At 71.7% G+C, this 23,073-nt stretch carries 15 protein-coding genes; 1 reads left to right on the forward strand and 14 read right to left on the reverse strand.

Annotation, left to right across the window (positions count from 1 at the left end; translation table 11 throughout):
- Positions 1-17: 17 nt before the first annotated feature.
- The 9 genes from AC0680_RS10890 to AC0680_RS10930 all read right to left on the reverse strand — a co-directional run bounded on the left by AC0680_RS10890 (position 18) and on the right by AC0680_RS10930 (position 15,185).
- Positions 18-485 (reverse strand): acyl-CoA thioesterase, encoded by a 468-nt coding sequence (locus AC0680_RS10890; protein WP_478626797.1) that lies wholly within the window; start codon positions 483-485, stop codon positions 18-20.
- 152 nt (positions 486-637) lie between these two features.
- Positions 638-1,609, reverse strand: a complete 972-nt coding sequence (locus AC0680_RS10895) for a helix-turn-helix transcriptional regulator (protein WP_478626800.1) — start codon at positions 1,607-1,609, stop codon at positions 638-640.
- A gap of 103 nt (positions 1,610-1,712) precedes the next feature.
- Complete coding sequence (ccrA, locus tag AC0680_RS10900; RefSeq protein ID WP_478626803.1) at positions 1,713-3,083, reverse strand: crotonyl-CoA carboxylase/reductase; 1,371 nt, start codon at positions 3,081-3,083, stop codon at positions 1,713-1,715.
- Entirely contained in the window at positions 3,083-4,417 is a 1,335-nt protein-coding gene (gene ccrA, locus AC0680_RS10905) for a crotonyl-CoA carboxylase/reductase (RefSeq protein ID WP_478626806.1), read from the reverse strand. Before ccrA (AC0680_RS10905) ends, ccrA (AC0680_RS10900) begins: the two co-directional genes overlap by 1 nt.
- A 34-nt stretch (positions 4,418-4,451) precedes the next feature.
- Positions 4,452-6,116 carry an acyl-CoA dehydrogenase family protein gene (locus AC0680_RS10910; RefSeq protein WP_478626809.1) on the reverse strand — a complete coding sequence of 555 codons (1,665 nt, stop codon included), beginning with the start codon at positions 6,114-6,116 and terminating at the stop codon, positions 4,452-4,454.
- Entirely contained in the window at positions 6,107-6,838 is a 732-nt protein-coding gene (locus AC0680_RS10915; RefSeq protein ID WP_478626812.1) for a thioesterase II family protein, read from the reverse strand. The genes AC0680_RS10910 and AC0680_RS10915 overlap by 10 nt, the downstream gene beginning before the upstream one ends.
- Positions 6,838-13,431: an amino acid adenylation domain-containing protein gene (locus AC0680_RS10920; RefSeq protein ID WP_478626815.1), complete on the reverse strand. Its 6,594-nt coding sequence runs from the start codon at positions 13,429-13,431 to the stop codon at positions 6,838-6,840. Before AC0680_RS10920 ends, AC0680_RS10915 begins: the two co-directional genes overlap by 1 nt.
- Before the next feature lie 105 nt (positions 13,432-13,536).
- Entirely contained in the window at positions 13,537-14,766 is a 1,230-nt protein-coding gene (locus AC0680_RS10925) for an MFS transporter (RefSeq protein WP_478626818.1), read from the reverse strand.
- Between the two features lie 242 nt (positions 14,767-15,008).
- Complete coding sequence (locus tag AC0680_RS10930) at positions 15,009-15,185, reverse strand: hypothetical protein (RefSeq protein ID WP_478626820.1); 177 nt, start codon at positions 15,183-15,185, stop codon at positions 15,009-15,011.
- Positions 15,186-15,841: 656 nt separating this feature from the next.
- Between AC0680_RS10930 and AC0680_RS10935 the strand changes: the two genes are divergently transcribed.
- Positions 15,842-16,603 carry a thioesterase II family protein gene (locus AC0680_RS10935; protein ID WP_478626822.1) on the forward strand — a complete coding sequence of 254 codons (762 nt, stop codon included), beginning with the start codon at positions 15,842-15,844 and terminating at the stop codon, positions 16,601-16,603.
- Positions 16,604-16,728: 125 nt separating this feature from the next.
- Here the strand turns inward: AC0680_RS10935 and AC0680_RS10940 are convergent, their stop codons facing one another.
- The 5 genes from AC0680_RS10940 to AC0680_RS10960 all read right to left on the reverse strand — a co-directional run bounded on the left by AC0680_RS10940 (position 16,729) and on the right by AC0680_RS10960 (position 22,884).
- A complete protein-coding gene (locus tag AC0680_RS10940) occupies positions 16,729-17,493 on the reverse strand; it encodes a GNAT family N-acetyltransferase (protein ID WP_478626825.1) in 765 nt (254 codons plus the stop codon).
- A gap of 245 nt (positions 17,494-17,738) precedes the next feature.
- Positions 17,739-18,377 (reverse strand): nucleotide exchange factor GrpE, encoded by a 639-nt coding sequence (grpE, locus tag AC0680_RS10945; protein ID WP_478626827.1) that lies wholly within the window; start codon positions 18,375-18,377, stop codon positions 17,739-17,741.
- Complete coding sequence (dnaK, locus tag AC0680_RS10950) at positions 18,374-20,251, reverse strand: molecular chaperone DnaK (protein ID WP_478626828.1); 1,878 nt, start codon at positions 20,249-20,251, stop codon at positions 18,374-18,376. The genes grpE and dnaK overlap by 4 nt, the downstream gene beginning before the upstream one ends.
- Positions 20,252-20,424: 173 nt before the next feature.
- On the reverse strand, positions 20,425-21,489 hold the full coding sequence (locus AC0680_RS10955; protein ID WP_478626829.1) for a type III polyketide synthase: 1,065 nt from the start codon (positions 21,487-21,489) through the stop codon (positions 20,425-20,427).
- Between the two features lie 189 nt (positions 21,490-21,678).
- Complete coding sequence (locus AC0680_RS10960) at positions 21,679-22,884, reverse strand: cytochrome P450 (RefSeq protein ID WP_478626830.1); 1,206 nt, start codon at positions 22,882-22,884, stop codon at positions 21,679-21,681.
- Positions 22,885-23,073: the final 189 nt, after the last annotated feature.

Raw genomic sequence — 23,073 nt, forward strand, 5'->3', positions numbered from 1 at the left:
CTTACGTCCTTCCCCTGTCACGTGGTCGACGCGTCGGCCGCCGGGGCCAGCCAGTCCCGCATCGCGGTACGGATGTCGTCGGGAATCGGCACCGGCCGGTGGGAATCGAGCGACATACACACCAGGACGGCCTTGATCCGCACGCGTACGTCGGCCGGGTCGGCGCCGGTGCACGAGAACGCGAGGTGGAACGAGCTGGTCTTGATCTGGTTCACCGCGAGGGTGAACCGCACGGTGTCACCCAGCCGGCTCGGCCCGAGGAAGTCGCATTCCAGCCGCACGGTCGGAATACCGAGCCGCCGCTTTTGGAAGAGCCCCGCGTAGTCGGTCCGCAGTCCGGCTTCGAACCATTCCTGGAGAATCTCGTTCATCAGCAGCAGGTACTGCGGATAGAACACGATGCCGGCCGGGTCGCAGTGGTGGAACCAGATGGTCTTGTCCCGCGCGAACATCGGCGTCGCGTCGTCGGCAGCTGTGGTGTGCACGGTCCCGGATCACTTCCGTCGCGTCGTCTGCGCCCTGCCCCGCAGGGGAAACCCCTCGGGGGAACACCTGGAGGGAAGCGTAGGCCGGGCCCGCCCCGCCCCCGCCCGCAAGGCAGCAAGCTGCCATCGCGGCGGGCGGGGGCGGGGCGGGATCACCTCGGGCACCAGCGGGCGGCCCAGGGAGCCGTCGGGCTGCCACCACGACGGGGCAGCCGCAGTGCCAGGGGCGCGCTGGCGCAGCCGAGCTGTTCGTCGGCCGGGTCGCGCTCGCCTGCGACCTCCGGGGCGGCACCGGAGCCGAGGCCGCTGCGCTGGCTGGGGACCACCGGCACGGCCCCGCGCCCCGGCGGCGCGGCGGGACGGGGAGTGCCACCGCGGATGTCGACGTCGACGAGCCCGAGCACCGCCGCCTTCACCCCCGCCTCGAACCGGGACTCGGCACCCAGCATCTCCATCAGGCTCGCGACATGCCGGCGGTAGGTCCGCACCGAGACGCCGAGCTGGCGGGCGGCGACCTCGTCCTTGCGCCCCGATCCGAGCAGCCGCAGTATCTGCGGGGTCTTCTCGTCCAGGATGTTCTGGTGGTAGCGGACGAACGTCTCCAGGTCGCAGGCGCTGTCCCAGCTCGCGTCGAGCAGCGTCAGCAGCGGTTCGATGATGACGGGGGAGTGCACCAGGAGGGAGTTGCGGCCGTGTCTGGCCGGCCACATCAGGGCGCGCCTGCGGTCGATGACCAGCATCCCGTGCAGGTCCACGGTGCTGATCCGGGTCTGCGCCCCGTGCTCCCGGCCGATCCGCTGCAGGAACTCCTGCCGCCCGTGCCCGTCGAGTTCGTCGGGGTGGCAGATCACGGACACGGCGATCGAGCGCTCGCCCAGGGCGGCGATGCTGCCCCGGAAGCGATCGATGTCCTCCCGGGGGAACCCGTTCATCTGGCCGTTGACCAGCAGCACTTCCTTGCGGGCGGTCCGGAACAGGCTCTCGGCCAGCTCGAAGTACTCGACACCGGGGTGCTGGTCGGCCAGTTCTCCTCTGGTGGGCGGTCCGGAGATGCTTTCGATCGTCGGGCCGACGCGGCGGTCGGCTCGGCGCAGCAATTCCTCGACCTGCTGTCTGCCAGTCACTGGATACCTCTCTTCAACGTGCGCAGAGCGACAGTTCCGGACCGTCCGTCAGCCGGCGGACGGGGGCCCGGCGGTCCTGTTCAGTTGAGCGGAAAGCAGTGGCTCACACGGGCGCGGCGGTGGGGGTGCGGAAGCGGTTGATGGCACCCAGGTGACGCGCGCGCGTCTTTGGGTCCCGCACCCCCAGTCCCTCCCTGGGGGCGAGGGCCAGGACGCCGACCTTGCCGTGGTGGAGGTTGCGGTGGACGTCGTAGGCGGCCTGCCCGGCCTCCTCGAGCGGATAGACCCGCGACAGGGTCGGATGGATCCGGCCCTTGCAGACCAGGCGGTTGGCCTGCCACGCCTCGCGGTAGTTGGCGAAGTGGGAACCGATGATCCGCTTCACCGACATCCACAGGTAGCGGTTGTCGAACTGGTGCTGGTAGCCCGAGGTCGACGCGCAGGTGACGATGGTGCCGCCCTTGCGGGCCGCGTAGACGGAGGCGCCGAAGGTCTCCCGGCCCGGGTGCTCGAAGACGATGTCGACGTCCTCCCCGCCGGTCAACTCGCGGATCTTCGAACCGAACCGGCGCCACTCCTTGGGGTCCTGGGTGTGCTCGTCCTTCCAGAACCGGTACTTCTCGGCGCCGCGGTCGATGATCGCCTCGGCCCCCATCGACCGGCACAGCTCCGCCTTCCGCGGGCTGGAGACCACGCAGATCGGGTGGGCGCCGCCGACGAGCGCCAGCTGGGTCGCGTAACTGCCCAGCCCGCCGCTCGCCCCCCAGATCAGGATGTTGTCGCCCTGCTTCATGTCGGCACCGTTGCGGGAGACCAGCTGCCGGTAGGCGGTGGAGTTCACCAGCCCCGGAGCTGCGGCCTCCTCCCAGGTCAGATGCCGGGGCTTGGGCATCAGCTGGTTGGACTTGACCAGGGCGAGCTCGGCGAGCCCGCCGAAATTGGTCTCGAACCCCCAGATGCGCTGTTCGGGGTCGAGCAGCGTGTCGTCGTGCCCGTCCGGCGATTCCAGCTCCACGGACAGGCAGTGCGCGACGACCTCGTCGCCCGGCTTCCAGGCGTTGACCCCCGGCCCGGTGCGCAGCACCACGCCGGCCAGGTCCGAGCCGAGCACGTGATACGGCAGGTCGTGCCGGCGGCCGAGCGGCGAGCTGCGCCCGTACCGCTCCAGGAAGGTGAACGTCGGCACCGGTTCGAAGATCGACGACCATACGGTGTTGTAGTTGACGGAACTGGCCATGACGGCCACCAGCGCCTCGCCCGGGCCGATTTCCGGAGTGGGCACCTCCCGCACGTGCAGCGACTTGCGCGGGTCCTTGCTCTCGCTGCTCATCCCGGCGAACATCTGCGCGTCCGACTTCAGGAGCGTCGCCGCACGGTAGGAGCCGGGCACCGGCAGCGCCGCCACGTCCCGCGCGGACAGCTCGGGGCCACCGGGCTCGCCGGCCTCCAGGAGAGCCGCCGCCAGCTGTTCCATCACCTGCCCCCGTCCGCGGCGCGGAAGGCCTGCAGGCGGTCCTCACCGATCCGGGCACGGGTGTCCGGGTCAGTGATCCCCAGTCCGGGCTCGGGAGCCAGGCACAGCACGCCCACCTTGCCGATGTGGCGGTTGGTCTGGATGCTGCGGGCGGCCTCGGCCACCTCGTCCAGCGGGTAGACCGCCGACAGCGCCGGAGTGATCTTCCCGCTGCTGAGCAGCCGGTTGGTCTCCCACTGCTCCTGGAGGTTGGCGCCGTGGCTGCCGATGATGCGCTTGAGCTTCATCCACAGGTAGCGGTTGTCGAACTGGTGCTGGTAGCCGGTGCTGGAGCCGCAGGTGACGACGGTCCCGCCGCGGCGGGCGAGGAAGACCGACGCCGCGAAGGTCGCCTGGCCGACGTGCTCGAAGACGATGTGCGGGTCCTCGCCCACCGCCTTGCGGATCGCCTTGCCCAGGCGCTTCCAGCCTTCGGGCCGCTGCAGGATGCCGGGGTCGCCCTGCTCGATCTCGGTGCGGTCGATGACGACGTCGCAGCCCAGGCGGCCCAGGATCTCGGCCTTCTCCGGGGAGCTGACCACTCCGATGGCGGTGCCGCCGCCGTTGCGGACGAACTGCACGGCGTAGGAGCCCAGGCCGCCGCTCGCGCCCCAGACGAGCACCACGTCGCCCTGCTTCATCCGGGCGCCCCGGTCGCTGACCAGCATGCGGTAGGCGGTGGCCGCGCACAGCGGATTGCAGGCGGCCTCCTCCCAGCTCAGATGCCGGGGCTTGGGCAGCAGCTGACTGGCGCGCACCACCGAATAGTCGGCGAGCCCGCCGAAGTTGGTCTCGAACCCCCAGGCGCGCTGGTCCTCGCCGAGCATGCTGTCCGCGTGGCTGGCCGCCTCCTGGTCGTTGACGTGCGCCGTGGCGACGACGACGTGGTCGCCGACCTTCCAGTGGCGTACCGCCGACCCGGTCCGCACCACGACACCGGAGGCGTCCGATCCGACCACGTGGTACGGCTGGTCGTGCCGGCTGCTCCAGCCGCCCTGCGCGGCGAGCTGCTTGAGGAAGCCGAACGTCGGCAGTGGCTCGAACGTCGCCGTCCACACCGTGTTGTAGTTCATGGCGCTGGCCATGACCGCCACCAGCACCTCGTCCGGCGCCAGTTCGGGCATGGGCACGTCGCCGACGTGCAGCGACTTGCGGACGTCCTTGTCCTCGACGCCGGCGAACAGCTCGGTGTCCTCGGCGCGCACGAACGCGGCCCGGTACCGGTCGGGCACCGGATGCCGCTGCAGGTCCTCGCCGCCGCTTCCCGTCAGCACGGCTTCGGTAAGGCTTGTCATGATCATCCTTCGACGCTCGGAGGGGGGTGGGGGATTACGGGTGCAGCAGGTGGGAGGACCCGCCGTTCATCCAGGCCCGGGAGAGCCGCGCGTGAGCCGCCGGCGGCACCTTCGCCAGCCGCGCCCACTCCGGCGTGAGCCGGTCCTGGGCGCCGTCGCAGTAGACGGCCGCCAGGTCCTGGGTGTTCGGCTCCTCGTCCCCGGCGGCCCGCGCCAGCACCACGGCCATCGTGAACAGCTCGGTGACGATCCGGTTGACGGCGATCAGGGTCTGCTGCCGCTCGAGCAGCTCGGCGGCCGGATGCCTGCCGGTCAGCTCGCGGCAGCTGTCGGCCAGCCGCTCGACGCCCTCCCGCACCGCCTCCAGATGACCGCGGTTGACCGGCGACAGGGCGCCCGCGTCGAGCGCGTTGCCGGCAGCGCCCGGGCCGGGCCCGACCTCCTCGCCCTGGTAGTAGGCGCCCAGCAGGCGTGCCGCCAGGACCCGGTCGAGGTTGAAGTCGACACCGCCGGCGATCCGCATACCGCGGATGTCGCGCTGCGCCTGCTCCGCGGGGTAGACCGGGGCGCCGCGGTCCGCCTTGCTGCGCGCGGTCTCGTACCCCTGCGCGCCCAGCAGCGACACCGTCCGGTCCGCCACCCGCCAGGCCGCCATCGAGGTGAGGTTCTTCAGGGCGTCCCGCTCCCAGTTCAGGGCCGTCTCCCCGGTGTGGAGCAGGGCGAAGCGCACCGCGCTGTCCATGGCGAAGACGTCCGCCACCGACGCGGCCGTCATGTGCGAGACCGCCTCGTACGAGGCCAGGGGCCGCCCGTCGACGGTCCGCTGCCCGACGAAGGAGCGCGACCACTCAAGGCAGCGCCGGGCGAGGGCCACCGAGGGGGCGCTGGTCACATAGACCCGGGCCAGCGCGTGGATCTCCGCGTACGGCGAGGCCTTGCGCCACTCGGCCTGCGCGGGCAGCGTGTGCCCGGCCGGGACGAACACCTCCCGCAGCCTGAGCTGCGCGGTGGGGCTGGCGTGCAGGCCCATGAACTCGTGGCGGGCGACCACCTCCAGGCCGGCGGCCGGCAACTCCACGAAGAACAGGCCCACCTGGTCGCCGTCCCCGCCCTCGACGGTCGCGGTCACCGCGAGCAGGTCGGCCACGGAGCCGTTGGTGATGAACACCTTCTCCCCGCTGAGCAGGTACCCCGAGCCGTCGGCGGTGGGCCGCGCGGTGGCCGACCGGCCCGTGTTGGCCGCGCCCTCGGGCTCGGTGCTGGCCAGCCCGCACAGGGAGCCGGCGGCCAGGTGCTTGGCGAGCAGGTCGCGCAGCTCGCCGTCGGGCAGCGCGGGCAGGTAGGCGATCGGGCCGAGGGCGTTGTGCGCGGTCAGCATCATGCTCAGGGCCGGGGCGCGGCCGGCGGCCGTCTCCATGAGCCGGAACACGTTGTACTCCGACATCGCCAGGCCGCCGTCCTCGCGGGGCAGCAGCATCGCCAGGAAGCCGGCCTCGGCGAGCCCGCCGACCAGCCCGGCGGGCAGCTCACGACTGCCGTCCAGGCCGTCGGGGCCGACGTAGGCGTCCAGCACCCGCTCCATCGAGCGGATCGCCTCGTCCCCGGCCCGCCGGTCCTCGGCGGACTGGTGGGGGACGGCGCGCAACCGGTCCCAGGGGAGCCGGCCGCGGCTCATCTCCATCAGGACACTCAAGGGCATATCAACTTCCTCATCGCGTTCAGGAATTCCTGCGGTTGGTCGCGAAGGTAGAAATGTCCGCCGGGGAACAGCTCCGCGGTGAAGTCCGCCGCGGTGTGCTCCCGCCACTGGGGCAGGAACGGCGACGTCAGGTCGCTCTCCCCGCCCAGGACGTGGATCGGGATGTCCAGCGGATCCTGACGGACGTGCTGGTAGGTCTCGAAGATGGTGAAGTCGGCGCGGTAGGCGGGCAGGACCAGCCGCACCAGCTCGGGGTCCTCCAGCAGGGCCGCCGGCAGTCCGCCGTAGCGCTTGTTGACGGCCGCGAGCAGCTCGTCGTCGCTCAGCTTGTGCAGCGGGCTGCGGGGGTGCGGCAGGTGCGGCGCGGGGTACGCGGACAGCACCAGGCGCTCGGGCAGCGGCCGGCCCGCGGCGCGCAGCGCGCGGGCGGTCTCGAAGGCGGTCAGCCCGCCGAGGCTGTGCCCGAAGAACACGAAGGGACCGGTGAAGTCGACGGACGCGATGAGCCCGTCGACGAACTCGGTGATCGAGGCCGGCGGCGGCTCCATCACCCGCATCCCGCGCCCCGGGGACTGGATGCCCCAGACCTCTGCCTCCGGCAGGTCGTCGGCCCAGCGCACGTACTCGCCCGGCGAGCCGCCGCTGTGCGGGAAGCAGTACAGGCGCAGGTACGCCTCCGGGCGCCGTCGCCGGCACACCAGCCAGGGTGAGGTGTCAGCCATCAGTGCTCGCTCTCCTTCAGTCGGCGGTCGGTCAGTTCGGCCAGCCCCGCCACGGTCGGAGCGGTGAAGACCTCCCGGGCCTCCAGCGGGATCCGATAGGTCTCCCGCAGCCACGCGGCGAGCCTGGTGACCAGGACGGAGTCGCCGCCCAGGTCGAAGAGGTTGTCGTCGGGCCGGACCTCCTGGAGTCCGAGGAGCTGGCGGAAGGTCTCCGCGATCCGCGCCTCGGTCCCGGTGAGGGGCTGGGAGCCGGTCGCACCGCTGCCGTCCGGCTGCCCCGAGGCGCCCGCGTCCCCGCCGCCCGAGGCGGTGCCCGCGTCCGGCGCGCGGCCCAGCCACTCCTGCGGTGTCGCCTGCGCCGCGCCGTGCGATCCGGGATCCGCCGGCTCGACGAGGAAGTGGCGCCGGTCCAGCGGGTGTCCGGGCAGCTTCGCCCGCCGCCGTCCCCGTCCGTCCTGCACCCGGGTCCAGTCGACCGGGGCACCGGTCAGCCAGAGCCTGCCCAGCGCCTCCAGGGCGACGGACAGCGCGGAGGTCGGATCGGTGGGGTGCGGCTGGGACTGCAGGACGAGCCGGTCCGCGGTCACCTCGGGGTGCTGGCGCGACAGCGTGGTCAGCGTCATGCCCGGTCCGACCTCCAGCAGGATCCGGTCCGGGTCCTGGAGCAGGGTGGACACCGCGTCCCCGAACCGGACCGCGTTGCGCATGTGCGCGGTCCAGTACGAGGGGTCGGTCAGCGCTCCCGGCTCGGCCCAGGTGCCCGTCATGTCGGACACGATCGGCACGCCGGGCTCGTGCAGCTCGATGGCGGCCACGGCGGCCCGGAACTTCTCCAGGATCGGCTCCACCAGCGGGGAGTGGCCGGCACCCGAGATACGCAGCTTGCGGAAGTCGATCTCCTTGTCGGCCAGTTGCGCGGCCAGCAGGTCGATGTCGGCCTCCCGGCCCGAGACGGTCACCTGCCCGGGGCCGTTCACCGCCGCCACCGTGATGGAGTCGGGCAGCAGCGGCAGCACCTCGTGCTCCGGGCGCTTGACGGCGAGCATGGCGCCGGCCTCGACCGTCTGCAACAGCTGTCCGCGCAGGCCGACCAGGCCGATCCCGTCGGCGAGCGAGAACACCCCCGCGGCGCAGGCCGCGGCGTAGGCGCCGAGGCTGTGGCCGACCATGGCGGCGGGCGTGATGCCCCAGTGCTGCCAGAGCCGGGCCAGCGCGTACTCCATGATGAACACCGCGGGCTGGGCGACGGTGATGGCGTTGATCCGGCGCCCGGCCTCCGCCACCGCCTCCGGATCGCTCGGATCGGGATAGACGATGGCGCGCAGGTCCAGGCCGAGACGGCTCTGCGCCGCCGCGAACGCCTCGTCGACATGCCGGCGGAACTCGGTGTGGTGCTCGTACAGGTCCCGCGCCATACCGACGTGCTGGCCGCCCTGCCCGGGGAACATGAAGGCCACCGGGCGGTCGGCGGGTTCGCCGGTGGACGACGGCACCCGGCGGGGGTTGGCCGACACCAGGGCCCGGGCGACCTCCGCGGTGTCCTGACCGATGACGAACCTGCGGACGGGGTACTCCCGCCGTCCCCGCTGCAGGGTGAACGCCACGTCCTGCAGCGGGAGTTCGGCGTCGTCGGAGAGGCGCTCGGCGACGGCGGCGGTCAGCTGGTCCAGCGCGCCGGGGGACTTGGCCGAGAGCGGGAGCAGCTGGGGGGTGCCGGTCGGCCGGGCGGGCTCGCGCACGGGCGGCTGCTCGACGACGACATGGACGTTGGTGCCGCCGATGCCCAGCGCGCTGACCCCCGCCCGGCGCGGGCCCGCGGGCTCCTCCCAGTCCCGCAGCCGGGAGTTGACCCGAAACGGGCTCGTCTCGAAGTCGATCTGCGGGTTCGGGCGCTCGAAGTTGAGGCTCGGCGGGATGACGCCCTTCTCGACGGCCAGCACCGCCTTGATGAACCCGACGACTCCGGCGGCCGCGTCGGTGTGCCCGATGTTGGTCTTGACCGAGCCGATCGAGCAGAAGTCCCGGCGGTCGGTTCCCGCCCGGAAGGCCTTGGTGAGCGCCGCGACCTCGATGGGGTCGCCGAGCACGGTGCCGGTGCCGTGGGTCTCGACGTAGCCGATCGAGTCGGGCTCGACGCCGGCGGCCAGGTGCGCGGCGCGGATGACCCGCGCCTGGCCCTCGATGCTCGGCGCGGTGAAGCCGATCTTCTGCCCGGCGTCGTTGTTGATGGCCGACCCGCGCAGCACGGCGTGGATGTGGTCGCCGGCGGCGACCGCGTCCGACAGCCGCTTGAGCACCACCACGGCCGCGGCGCTGCCGCCCACGATGCCGTCGGCGTCGGCGTCGAACGCCCGGACATGGCCGTCCACCGCGAACGGGCCGCCCTCGGTGTAGCGCACCGGCAGCAGCGGCACCCGCACGCCCGCACCGCCGGCCAGCGCGATGTCGCAGTCGCCGCTCGCCAGCGCCTGTGCGGCCAGGTGGATCGCGGTCAGCGAGGTGGAGCAGGCGGTCGCGACGGTCACCGCCGGGCCGTTCAGGCCCAGCTTGTGGGCGGCGCGGCTGGTCAGGTAGTCGGGCGCGGTGGCGACCCGGAACTGCCAGTCGTCGGCGAACGGCAGCCGGGCGCGCTGCGATTGGAGCGTGGCGTAGTACGTCGTCATGCTGCCGCCGGCGAAGATCCCCACGGAGGGGCCGTCCGGGTCGGGTACCAGGCCGGCGTTCTCCAGCGCGCCGTGCGCGACTTCGAGGAAGACGCGCTGCTGGGGGTCGAGCAGCAGGGCCTCGCGCGGTGAGTAGCCGAAGAACTCCGCGTCGAACTCCCCGGGGGAGTCCAGCAGGCCGTACGCGGTGAGCCCTTCGCCGTCGGGGTCGACCGTGCCCAGCTGGGTGATGGACTCGACCCCGGCGCACAGGTTGTCCCAGAACTCCTCGACATCCAACGCTCCGGGGAACCGTCCGGACATGCCGACCACCGCGAGCGGTTCCGGACCGCCGCCGTTGTCCTGGCGGGGCGCGGGAGCGTCGAGCCGCGCGGCCGGTGACCCGGCGAGGTGTGCGGCCAGGGAGTGCACCGTGGGGAACTCGAAGAGCGTCATCAGCGGTGCGGTGATGCCCAGATCGGCTTCGAGCCGGTGCTGCACCCGGGTCAGCAGCAGCGAGTGACCGCCCAGGTCGAAGAAGCTCTGGTGCGATCCGATGCTGTCGATCCCGAGCACCTGCCGCCAGACGTCGGCGATCTGCCGTTCGAGGTCGCCCGCGGGCAGCCGGCCGGCCGCCGGAGCCGGCCGCACGGGCGCCGGCAGCTGTTTGGCGTCCACCTTGCCGTTCGGGTTGAGCGGGAGCCGCGGCAGCGCGACGAACGAGGCGGGGACCATGTAGTCGGGCACCAGGCGGGACAGATGCTCCCGCAGGGCGTCGTCGGCGGGGGCGGTGTCCGCCTCCACCGGGACGACGTAGGCCACGAGTTGCCGGTCGGCGGACTCCGCGGTCTCCGCGGCCTGCGACGTGCGCACCAGCACATGGGCGTCGCGCACCAGGGGGTGGGCGCGCAGGCCGGCCGTGATCTCGCCCAGCTCGATGCGGTACCCCCGCAGCTTGACCTGTTCGTCGACCCGCCCGATGAACTCGACCTCGCCGTCGGCGCGGAAGCGGGCCAGGTCTCCGGTGCGGTACATGCGGGCGTCGCCACCGGCGGCGAACGGGTCGCGGACGAAGCGTTCCTCGGTCAGCTCGGGGCGGTTGCGGTAGCCCCCGGCCACGCCCACCCCACCGATGAACAGCTCGCCGATCACACCGGGCGGTACCGGGTTCAGCGCGCGGTCCAGCACATAGACCGTCCAGCCCGGCAGCGGTCGGCCGATCGGCGGGTCGCCCTGCTCGTCCTCGCGGGTGCGGACCGTCCCGGCGGTGGTCAACACGGTGGCCTCGGTCGGGCCGTAGGCGTTGACGAAGCGGAAGGGGGTGCCCGGACGGGGCCGTGCGGTCAGGCGCTCGCCGGCGACCAGCATCATCCGCAGGGTGGTGTCCGCGTCCCACTCCCGGTCCAGGAGCGGTGCGGACAGCGCGGTCGGCAGGACGGTGAGCGTGATCGAGTGCGCCCGCAGCCAGGCCTGGTAGTCGGCCGGCACGAGCAGGGTGGCCCGGTCGGGGCAGTGCAGCGTGGCACCGGCTGCCAGCGCCGGCCAGATCTCCAGTTGGGAGACGTCGAACCCGGGGGAGATCAGCAGGGTGGCCGCGTCGTCGGCGGTGACGTCGTACTCCCGGACGTACCAGGAGGCCAGATGGCCCAGTCCGCGGTGCGGGACCTCGACGCCCTTGGGCCGCCCGGTGGAGCCGGAGGTGAAGATGAGGTACGCGATGTCGTCGGCGGTGACGTCGTCGGTGAGGTCTTCGGACGCGTCGGCGTCGGCCGGGGCCGCTGCCGTGTCGTCGTCCTGAACCGTGAGGCACGGTCGGCCGGGGAACCGGTCCCTCAGCTCCCGGCTCGTGATCACGGCCAGCGTGTCGGCGTCCTGGAGCATGCCGTCCATCCGCGCCTGCGGCTGCCCGGGGTCGAGAGGCAGGAAGGTGGCTCCCGCCTTGAGGACCGCCAGTTCCGCGAGGACCAGGTCGGCTCCGGTCGGCAGGCAGATCGCGATCACCGTGCCGCGGCCGGCGCCCGACTCCCGCAGCCGGCGGGCGAGGCGGTCGGCACCGCGGTCCAGCTGGCCGTAGGTCAGGGTCCGGCCCGCCTGCACCACGGCGGCCTTGCCGGGGTTGGCCCGGGCCTGCTCCCGCACCCGGCGGTGGACCGGCGGCTCCGCGTCCTGCGGGCCGGCGGCCCGCGGGGCGCTCCACCGGTCGAGGATCTCCCCGGCCCGGTCCTCGTCCAGCAGCCGCAGCTCGCCGACGGGGGTTTCGGGGGCGGCCAGCGCATGGTCCAAAAGGCGGTGGAACGACGAGGCGATCGCCTGCACCGTCGCGGCGTCGAAGAGGTCCGCGTTGTACTCCCAGATCAGCGTGATGCCCTCGTCGGCGCTCCGCTCCGCGGCGGCCCGCCGCTTCTCCTGGGGCACCACGATCAGGTGCAGGTCCATCTTCACCGTGCCGTTGAACGGTTCGGCGATGACCGCGTCGCAGTCGCCGAACCGCGGTGCGCGTTCCGCGTAGTCATGCGCGGTGATCATGGTCTGGAACAGCGGCGGGTGGGCCGGCGTCCGGGGGACGCCGAGGTCGTCGATGACGACCGGCAGCGGGCAGGACTGGTGCGCGGCGGCGTCCAGGACCGTGTCGCGCACCTGCTCCAGCAGCCGGCGAAACGGCGTCTCGGCCGAGAGCCTGGTGCGCAGCGCGGTGCTGTTCATCACCAGCCCGACCATCTCCTCCTCGGCCGGGCTCTGGCGGTTGGCCAGGGGGGTGCCGACGCAGATGTCGGTGTCACCGCTGTAGCGGTGCAGGACGGCGGCGAAGCACGCGAACAGCGCCATGAAGCGGCTGACCCCGCCGCTGCGGCGCAGCCGGTCGAGGCCGTCCATCAGCCCGGCGGGCACCTCGCTGTACAGCCGGCCGCCCCGGGTCGAGTGGACCGGCGGCCGGGGCCGGTCGGTGGGCAGGCTCAGCACACCGGACGTCGCGGTCAACTGCTCGCGCCAGTAGGCGAGATGGCGTTGCATCGCGGGGGAGTCCTGCTCCTGGCGCTGGCGCCGGGTGTACTCGCCGTGCTGCATCGCCGGTGCCGGCAGGTCGAGTCGCCGGCCGTCCAGCCGGGCGTTGTACAGGGCCTCGACCTCGCGCAGCTCGACGGCGAACGACCAGCCGTCGTGCATGATGTGGTGCGCCACGACGAGCAGTTCGTGCTCGTCGGGGGCGAGGCGCACCGCCAGCCAGCGTTCCAGGGGGAACTCCGAGAGCGTGAAGGGCCGGACGAGCTCGGCCGCCACCCGCCGTTCGCGCTCGCGCTCGCGTTCCGCTTCCGGGAGACCGGACAGGTCCACCCGCTCGACGCGGACCGGGCGTGGCGGATGGACGACCGGGGAGGGCTCGCCGCCCTGGTCGCGGTAGGTGGTGCGCAGGACCTCGTGGCGCCGGTAGACCTCGGTGAGGGCCCACTCCAGGGCGTCGAGGTCGAGTTCGCCGCGTACCCGGATGCTCCGGGAGCCGTTGTAGACGGGGTCCTGCGGGGTGAGCTTGTGCAGGAACCACATCTGTTCCTGGTTGGCCGACATCACGTGGTGCTGCGGGTCGCCGTCGGCCGGCCCGCGCCGCGCCGTCTCCTGGTCCGCGGCGGCCGGTGCCGGCGCGGCGGCGGCCGGCGGCGCCGACGCCGCGGCGCGGACCGCTTCGGCCAGTTCGTCCAGCGTGGGGTGGACGAAGAGGTCGCGTACCGGAATCTCGACGCCGAGCCGCTCCTTGACGCGGACGACGATCTGCGCGGCGAGCAGGGAGTCGCCACCCAGCTCGAAGAAGCTGTCGTGCGCTTCGATCTGCTCGATCTGGAGCACTTCCCGCCAGATCGCGCCCAGCGATTCCTGGTCGAAGGCCGTGTCGTGGGGGTGGGAGGGAACGGCGGGCGGGTCTTGCCGGTTTCCAGCGCTTTCTTCGGCGGGATGCACAGATGTCTCCGGGATTCACGGTCGAACGTCAACAACGGATAACGCGTGTCTGGGCGGTGCGGCGTGCCGCCGCGGGAGCCGCCGGCCGGGCCGGGAGGGCGGCGGTCAGTTCGTGGCGGACACGTCCGGCCGCGCCGTCCGCGGGTCCGTGACGGCGGTCCGCCCACGGGCGACCAACGCCGCGGCCACGGCGAGGACGACGAGTGCCAGCACCTCGATGCCGGTGCCGGTCAGCGTCAGCGCGGTCATCGATCCGCCGCCCATCGCCACTCCGCCCAGGGCACCGCCGGCGGCGATCCCCAGGTAGGTCGAGGAGCTGTTGAGGGAGAGCGCGATGGTGGGCGCCGGGATGTCCAGGCTCGCGATGCGGTGGTTCTGCGTGGTGGGCAGCGCCCAGCAGGAGACGCTGATGACGGCGAGGATCAGCCCGAACAGCCCGCGGCCGAGCCAGGAGTCGCCCGGTGCGGGCAGGGTGAACACGACCATGGCCAGCAGTCCGACGGTCAACGCCGCGGCGGAGCCGAAGTAGGCGCGGTCCCCGCCGAACTTGTCGGCGGCCCGGCCGCCGACCGCGCTGCCGCCGACCGCCGCGACGCCCCACACCAGCAGGAAGACGCTGACTCCGGTGGCGTCGACGCCCGTGGTCCTCATCGCGAGGGGGGCGATGTAGGTGAAGACGGTGAACACACCCGCGCAGGCGAGCGCGTTGGACAGCAGGGCGGCCAGCACCCGCGGATGCGCGCCCACGCTGAGCCGCTGCCGCAGGGTCACCGAGGGCGGGGTCGGCACCTTGGGCAGGGCCACGGCCAGCACGATCGTCGCCAGCAGGGCCATGGCCGCCACCAGTACCAGGGTCGTCCGCCAGCTGCCCATCGCGCCGACCAGCGTGCCGATCGGGACGCCCAGCGCGGTGGCGGCGGACATTCCGCCGGCCACCAGGGCGATCGCCCGGCCGCGCCACTCCTCGGAGGTGACGCTGACCGTGACCGCGATCCCGCAGGGGATGTACAGGGCGGCGCCCAGGGCCGCCAGTACGCGTGCCGCCATCAGCACGGAGTAGTCGGGGGCGACGGCGCCCAGCACGTTGGACACCACGAAGACGACCAGCGCCGCCACCAGCAGCTGTTTGCGGCCCACCCTGGCGGTGAGGGCGGCGAGGATCGGCGCGCTGAGCGCGTAGAGCAGCGCGAAGACCGTGACCAGCTGTCCGGCGACGGTCGTGCTGACCTCGAAATCGGCCGCGATGCGGTTCAGCAGACCGCTGATGACGAAACCGTCGGTGCCGATGCTGAACGCACCGAGACTCAGCGCCAACAGAAGAATCCGGTTCGGCATGGGGCTACTTCCCTTCTTCTGTTAACGGGCGGCTGTGCGGGCGCGCGCTGGACAGCGTTCTGGCGGGCATGGTTTTCGGATCCCATCGGGTGGTGGCGAGTGGGGTGCAGAGGCGGAGTGACATGCGGGGCGGTAGGGGTGACCATGCTGCGGGGCAGTTCGGTTACCTCGCAGGGCAGCGCTTCTCGCAGGTGTCAGCAGTCGGCCGAGTTCATTTCAAGTCCCCCGTCGAGTCTGTGTGATCAGGTGCGCCGGCCACCGGCGGCGCGGCCAGGTGCAGAAAATGCGGCGACGGTCGAAAAGGCGGCCGCATCGGAGGCGGAAAAGAAATGTGTAACGTGCGGAAATTCATTGAGCGGAAAGCGGTTTCCGTAGTGGCGGACCGTGCCCTGCGGCACACACGCCAGCGGGGTGTCCACCCCGTCCCGCACCCCCGTCACGCCTTCCCCCAGAACCCCGTTGCCACGGACTCGCCGCTCGGGCCGCGCGGGCCGGCCCGAGCGCACGGCCCGGGCCGGCTCCACGTCAGCCACCCCCATCGGCCGCGCCGCCCCACAAGATCGTGCGGCTTTGCGGCAGCCCCGAAGCTATCTTCGGCTCAGTAATGTCGTCAAGATTATTCCGGCCCGATGCATTGTGAGTCGGAACGCCGCAGGTGGGAGCCGTGGTGAAGCCGCTCACCTGCAGAGAATTGCACTCCGGATGCAGCTGCAGAAAATTTCACCTCGCCCCTGCGGTGTTTATCCGGCAGGCGATGTGCAAAAAATTGCAGTCAAGTTTTCGGAAAGTGCCGGAGGGCCCGCGGACACCCCGTGCGATGCCCGATGCGGTGGGGGCGTCCGGCCGCGGCTTGTGCGGTTTCGATAAACGCGGCGCGCCGCTCATGCACGGAACGTACACTCCACGGCGCGGCCTTGTACGCAGCTCACCACCGCCTTCCGGGATCCCCCTCTAGGGTTTGACCCGTCGGACACCCCCCAGGCGCCCGGCGCACACGAAGTCCGCCGTGCGTCCTGTCGGCACCTGGCTGACCCGAGCAGTCCGAGCGAGCGAAGAATCAAAGGAGTTGCGGTCGATGAACACCACCGAGGACAACGGCCTGTGGGTGCGGCGCTTCCACCCGGCACCGGGAGCCGGCGCCCGCCTGGTCTGCCTCCCGCACGCCGGCGGGGCGGCCAGCTTCTACTTCCCGGTCTCGGCGGCCCTGGCCCCCCGTGTCGACGTCCTGGCCGTCCAGTACCCCGGCCGCCAGGACCGCCGCAAGGAGCCGTGCATCGACTCCCTCCCCGAGCTGGCCCGTCAGGTCGTCCCCCGGCTGCTCCCGTGGACCGACCGTCCGCTGGCCCTGTTCGGGCACAGCATGGGCGCCTCGCTCGCCTTCGAGGTCGCCCGGAGGCTGGAGCACGAACACGGCGTCGTCCCGGTCGTGTTGTTCGCCTCCGCGCGGCGGGCGCCGTCCGCGCACCGGGACGAGTCCGTGCACCGGCAGAGCGACGACCAGCTGATCCACGATGTCGAGGAGCTCAGCGGCACCGACTCGCAGCTGCTGCGGGACCCCGAGATGCGCAGCTTGGTCCTGCCGGCCCTCCGCGGCGACTACAAGGCCGCCGAGACCTACCGCTATGCGCCCGGCCCCGGCCTCAGCTGCCCGGTGACCGCCCTGATCGGTGACGCCGACCCCCGGGTGACGGTCGAGGAGGCCCGTGCGTGGGCAACCCACACCACCGGGGCGTTCGACCTCAAGATCTACAGCGGCGGCCACTTCTACCTCAACGAGCACAGCGACGTGGTCGTCCGCGAGATATCCGGCCAACTGATGTCCGCCACAGGCGTGTAGAGCGCCCTACCGGCTGCGGAACCGGCCCGGGAGGCGGGCGCGTCCGGCGCGCGCTCGCCGAACGTGGCTGCCCCCAGCGGGACTTCACCGACACGCCCTGGGGCGCGCCCTTACGCCGCGCAGCCTCAGGGCGCGCTGATGCGGGCGGCCACGCAGGGGTCCTCGTTGCGGTATCCGAGGCGGGTGTAGAGGCGTTCGGCCGGGGCGTTGTCGGCGAGCTGCCACAGGGTGCAGAACCCGTGCCGGCGTACCGCGAGCCGGGTCAGCCAGGCGGTCAGCGCGGCGCCGAGTCCCTGGCCGCGCAGCGCGGCGTCGGTGGCGACCGACGCCATCAGCGGGGCGCCGCTGTCCCGCAGACTGCTCAGGGCGCCGCAGGCCACCAGCCGCCCGTCGGCGTCGTCGCGGATGCCGGCCCACAGGCTGACCCCCGAGGAGCCGGGGCCGGTGGAGTGGGCCGGGCTGTGCTCGGCGAGGAAGGCGAAGAGCTCCTCGTGGTGGGTCTCGTCGAGCGCGGACACCCGCTCCTCGCCCCGCTGGACCTCCGGCTCCTCCAGCGTCCAGCGGAAGACCCACTCGACGGCGTCGGCCACCGCCAGGTGGCGGCCGACCAGGGCTTCGGTCCCGCGCGGGCCGGTGAACTCCCGCACCCCGCCGGCGAGCCCGTGTGCGGCGCGCAGGACGAGTCCGGCGGCGGCGTCCGGTGAGCCGACGCTCCATACGTGGCCGCGGGGGCCGTCGAGCCAGGCGGCGGCGCCGTCGCCGGACCAGCTGATCCGGTCGGCCGGGCGCTGCCGCGCGGCGCCGAAACGCAGCAGGGCGGAGCCGGCCTGGCGCTCCAGGCCCTGGTCGAACAGGTCGGCGGTCCGGGGGACGAGGGTCGTTGCCTGCATCGCTCTCTGGGAAGGACGTAAGGGACAGGTACGGGAGCCGGCGGCCCCGCGCGCGAGGCGCGCCGGAGCCGTCGGTATGCGGCAGGGGAGCCCGGCAGCGGCTGCGCGCGCGGCGGGCCCGGCCGACCGGGCCGACCACTGTCGCACACCGCCCCAGGTCCGGGGCAAATGCGCCGCTCGCGGGCCGGACGGTCACACGGCGGCACGGGCGGCCCGGCCCGCACCGCCGTCGGCCCCGGGGGATCTCAACGTGCCCCGGCGCAGGGCGGGTTGCCGCCCCGCGGACCCGGCCCCGGTCTGCCGGACGTGCCCTGGTCCGGTGGTTCGGCGACGGTCACCTGGGCGGGGCGCAGGAGCTGCCCGCCGACCCGGTAGCCCTGCCGGACGACCACGGAGCAGGTGGGGCCCCCGACCCGGTCGGTGCGGGCGCAGGTGATCGCCTCGTGGACGTGGGGGTCGAAGGGGGCGCCGGGCCGGGCGACGGGCTGCAGGCCCAGTGCCGCCAGCTCGGCCTCCAGGGCGTCGGCGACGCGCCGGAAGCCGCCGGTCACCTCGCCCCGCTCGGCGGCCTCGGCGAGCGCGTCGAGCACGGGCAGCAGCCGGCCCAGCACATTGGCCACGGCGATCTCGGCGACGGCCTGGCGGTCGCGGCGGACCCGCTTGCGGTAGTTGTCGTACTCGGCCTTGAGCCGTTGCAGGTCGGCCGTGCGCTCGCGCAGTTCGGCGCTCGCCGCGGCCTCGGACGTCGCCGGCGGCCCGGTGGCCGTCCGCTCCTTGCCGGTGGCGGTGCGCGAGGGGAGCACGGCGGGACCGTCCTGCGGCCCGCGTTCGACCAGTGCCAGCCGCGGGCGGACAGGGCCGTGGACGGGGGGCGGGTGGTTCATCGGGAGCCTCCCTCCTTCTTGTCGTCGTCGATGATCTCGGCGTCCACGACGTCGTCCTCGGCCCCGGCCTGCTGCCCGCCGGCGGCAGCACCCCCGGTGCCGCCCGCGGCGGCCTGCGCGGCCTGGCTGTCGGCGTACATGGCCTGGCCGAGCTTCTGGGAGACGGTCGCGAGCCTCTCGGTGGCGGTGCGGATCTCCGCGGTGTCCTCGCCCTTGAGCTTCTCCTTCAGCTCGGCGACGGCGGTCTCGACCTCGGTCCTGATGTCGCCGGGGACCTTGTCCTCGTTGTCCTTGAGGAACTTCTCGGTCTGGTAGACCAGCTGCTCGGCCTGGTTGCGGGTCTCGGCGGCCTCCCGCCTGCGGCGGTCCTCCTCCGCGTACTGCTCGGCGTCGCGGACCATCCGGTCGATGTCGTCCTTCGGCAGCGAGGAGCCGCCGGTGACGGTCATCTTCTGCTCCTTGCCGGTGCCCAGGTCCTTCGCGGTCACGTGCATGATGCCGTTGGCGTCGATGTCGAAGGAGACCTCGATCTGCGGGACGCCGCGCGGGGCCGGCGGCAGGCCCGTCAGCTGGAACATCCCGAGCTTCTTGTTGTAGACCGCGATCTCGCGCTCACCTTGGAAGACCTGGATCTGCACGGAGGGCTGGTTGTCCTCGGCGGTGGTGAAGATCTCCGAGCGCTTGGTCGGGATCGTGGTGTTCCGCTCGATGAGCTTGGTCATGATGCCGCCCTTGGTCTCGATGCCGAGGGACAGCGGGGTGACGTCCAGCAGCAGGACGTCCTTGACCTCGCCCTTGAGGACACCGGCCTGGAGGGTGGCGCCGATGGCGACGACCTCGTCGGGGTTGACGCCCTTGTGCGGGTCCTTGCCGGTCAGCTCCTTGACCAGCTCGGTCACCGCCGGCATCCGCGTCGAGCCGCCGACCAGGATCACATGATGGACGTCGGAGACCTTGATCCCGGCATCGTCGACCGCGTTGTGGAACGGCGTCTTGCAGCGCTCCAGAAGGTCCGCGGTCAGCTGCTCGAACTGCGAGCGGGTGAGCTTCTCGTCCAGGTGCAGCGGGCCCTCGGCCGACGCGCTCAGGTACGGCAGGTTGATCGTCGTCTCGGTGGCGGCGGACAGCTCGATCTTGGCCTTCTCGGCCGCCTCCCGCAGCCGCTGGGTGGCCATCTTGTCCTGGGACAGATCGATGCCGTACGCGTTCTTGAACTGCTTGGTCAGGTGATCGACGATCCGCTGGTCCCAGTCGTCGCCCCCCAGATGCGTGTCACCGTTGGTGGCCTTCACCTCGACCACGCCCTCGCCGATCTCCAGCAGCGACACGTCGAAGGTGCCGCCGCCGAGGTCGAAGACCAGGATCGTCTGGTCGTTCTCCTTGTCCAGGCCGTAGGCCAGGGCGGCCGCGGTGGGCTCGTTGACGATCCGCAGCACCCTCAGCCCGGCGATCTCGCCCGCTTCCTTGGTGGCGGTGCGCTGCGCGTCGTTGAAGTACGCCGGAACCGTGACCACGGCGTCCGTCACGTCCTCGCCCAGGTACTGCTCGGCATCGCGCTTGAGCTTCTGCAGCACCCGTGCGGAGATCTCCTGGGCGGTGAAGCGCCGGCCGTCGATCTCCCCGCCTCCTTCGGGGAAGCGCCACTCGGCGTCGCCCATGTGGCGCTTGACCGACCGCGCGGTGCGCTCGATGTTGGTCACGGCCTGCCGCTTGGCGATCTCCCCCACGAGCACGTCGCCGCCCTTGGAGAACCCGACCACCGACGGGGTGGTGCGGGCTCCCTCGGCATTGGCGATGACCGTGGGCTCACCGCCCTCCAGCACGCTGACCACCGAGTTCGTCGTCCCGAGGTCGATACCCACTGCACGTGTCATGGTCCTCTCCTTACCTGGCCGCAGGCCCTCTCACCTGCTGGTATGGAGAGAGCACCGCCTCCACCCTCTGGATAGATCGCGCCGTGCCGCGTGTCAAGATGCCCTGGTTTGCGGCATCTGGACACGCGGCCGACGGCGGATTTCGCGGTGTGCGCGGTGACCGGCCGTGACGGTCACTCCGACGCTTCCGGAGTCGAGGTCCAGGTGCCCAGCGACATCTCCGCGGTGATACCGGGACCGAAGCCGGCCAGCAGGCCGCGGTGGCCCTCACGGGAGGACTCCTCGTCGAACATCCGGCCCAGGGCGTCGAGGATCACCGCGCTGGCGATGTTGCCGTACTCGGTCAGCGTCGCCCGGCTGAAGCGGAACGCCTCCGGCGGCACCTCCAGGAAGCGGCTGAGGTCGTCCAGGATGCGCGGGCCGCCGGCGTGGACGAGGTAGAAGTCCAGGTTGCCCGCGTCCCACTGCTGCTCCTGCGCGACCGCGCGCAGGGCCGGGGCGAGCGGCTCCATGGTGCCCGGCACCCGCTTGTCCAGCAGGAAGTGGAATCCGGTGGACCGCACCGCGTAGGAGATCCAGTCCTCGGTGTGCGGGATGAGGTACGAGCCGTTGCGCTCCAGGCGGACGCCCTTGCCGCCCTTGCCGCGGACCACGGTGGCGGCCACCGCGTCGCCGAAGAGACCGTTCGACAGCAGCGATCCCACGCCCAGGTCGGTGGGCTGGTAGCACAGCGAGCAGAACTCGCAGGCCACGATGAGCACATTGGCGTCCGGGTACGCCGTGCAGAAGTCGTGCGCCCGGTTGATCGCGGCGCCGCCCGCCGCGCAGCCGAGCTGCGCGATCGGCATCTGGCGGGTCTCCGACCTGAAGCCCAGCGTGTTGATGAGCCAGGCGGTCAGCGCCGGCATCATGAAGCCGGTGCAGGAGACGTAGACGATCAGGTCGATCTGCCGTGCTTCCAGCTCGGCCTGGTCCAGTGCCTGGCGCACCACGGCGGGGACGCGGGCCTTGGACTCCTCCTCGTAGACCTCGCTGCGGGCGTCGAGACCCGGGTGCTTGAGGACCTTGTCGATCGGCTGGATCAGATGCCGGGTGCGGACGCCGGTGTGCTCGATCAGTCGGAGCACCAGTTTCAGCTGCGTGTGGTCCTTGTGCAGCCGCCGCGCCAGTTCGAGGGTGTCTTCCTGGGTGATGACGTATTCGGGGACGGCTATCGCTGGTTTGCACAGAACTGCCATGGGATTCCACTCCTTGCAGACCGTGGTCCGCCAGTGCACATCCCTGTGCTCAATTCGATTCGGCGGGCCTGCCTTCGAAGAAGGAACTCTCCCCGAGGGATGAACTCTCCTTGTCCAGATGGGCCAACTGGTCGAACACCAACGGTAAGCCAGGCGGGCAAAAACCGCATGCCCGCCTGTGGCACACCGTCACCAGGTGACCGGCAGCTCCACCGGATAGCGCCAGATCGAGGTCTTGTTCCAGGGCACTTCGTCGGCCGGCTTGGCCAGCCGCAGCTCCGGAAAACGCTCCAGGAGGGCGCTGAGGGCGACTTCGAGCTCGGTGACGGCCAGCGGGGCACCCAGGCAGTGGTGCCCGCCCCAGCCGAACGTCATATGGGACGGTCCCTGGCGTTCCATATCCAGCTCGTCGGGCCGCTCGAATTTCGCGCCGTCCCGATTTGCCGTCAGATACGAAACGTGCACGATGTCCCCGGCCCGGATCGTCACCCCGCTCAATTCCACGTCCTCCAGGGCGACCCGGGGGATGCCGACGCCCTTGCGGAAGGGGATGAACCGCAGCATCTCCTCCATGGCCTGCGGGAGCGTCTCGGGGCGCGAGCGCACCATCTGCAGCTCCGCGGGCCGGGTGAGCAGCGTGTAGGCGAGGTTGCCGATCTCGTAGGTGGTGGTGTCCTGGCCGGTGATGAGCAGCACCATGGCCATCACGGTCAGTTCCCGCTCGTCGAGGAGCTCGTCGCCGTCCCGCGCCGTGGCCAGGGCGCTGATCAGGTCGTCACCCGGGTTCCGGCGCCGTTGCGCGGTCAGCTCCGCGAAGTACGCCCGCATCTCGGCCTTGGCCCGTACGGCGTTGTCCTTGTTGTCCAGGCCGACGTCCATCATCGTCCGGGCGTGGGCGCGCAGCTGGGCGCGGTCGGCCTCGGGGATGTCGAGGACCTCGCAGATCGTCGTCAGGGGCAGCGGGGAGGCCAGGGACTCCATCAGGTCGGCCGGCGACCCGTGCCGCTCCATCTCGTCCAGCAGCTCGTCCACGACCCGCTTCGTACGAGCCCGCATGCGCTCCACCTGGCGCGGGGCGAACGCCTTGGACACCAGGCTGCGCAGACGGCTGCTGGCGGGCGGGTCCATCACGTTGATCGCCTCGTCCTGGACGATCGGCTCGGGCGTCATGCGGGGGAAGTCGTGGCCGATGATGGCGTGGCGGCTGAAGCGCCGGTCGGTCGTCACGGTGCGGACGTCGTCGTACCGCGTGACGAGCCAGGCCTCGCCCTCCCCGTACGGCAGCTTGATGCGTGCGACGGGTTCTTCGGTCAGCAGACGCTTGAGCGTCGGATCGAATTCAAGGGCCTCGGCGTAGTCGAAGGGACAGTTCCAGACCTTGGATCCGGATTCCATGATGAACTCCCGACGTCAGAGGTTTTGACACCAGTTTTTTTTGACACCACTTGCGATCTCATTATCGTGAAGCGTGAGATGCCGGGGCGGCCCGGCGTCGGTTCCGTTGCGCCGAACGGGTGGTGGGCCCTTTTTCCCGTCGGCACCGGGTCCCGGCCGAAAACGAAACCCGCCGCGCTCCCCTTTTTC

The sequence above is a fragment of the Streptomyces sp. NPDC043738 genome (genome assembly GCF_056436545.1).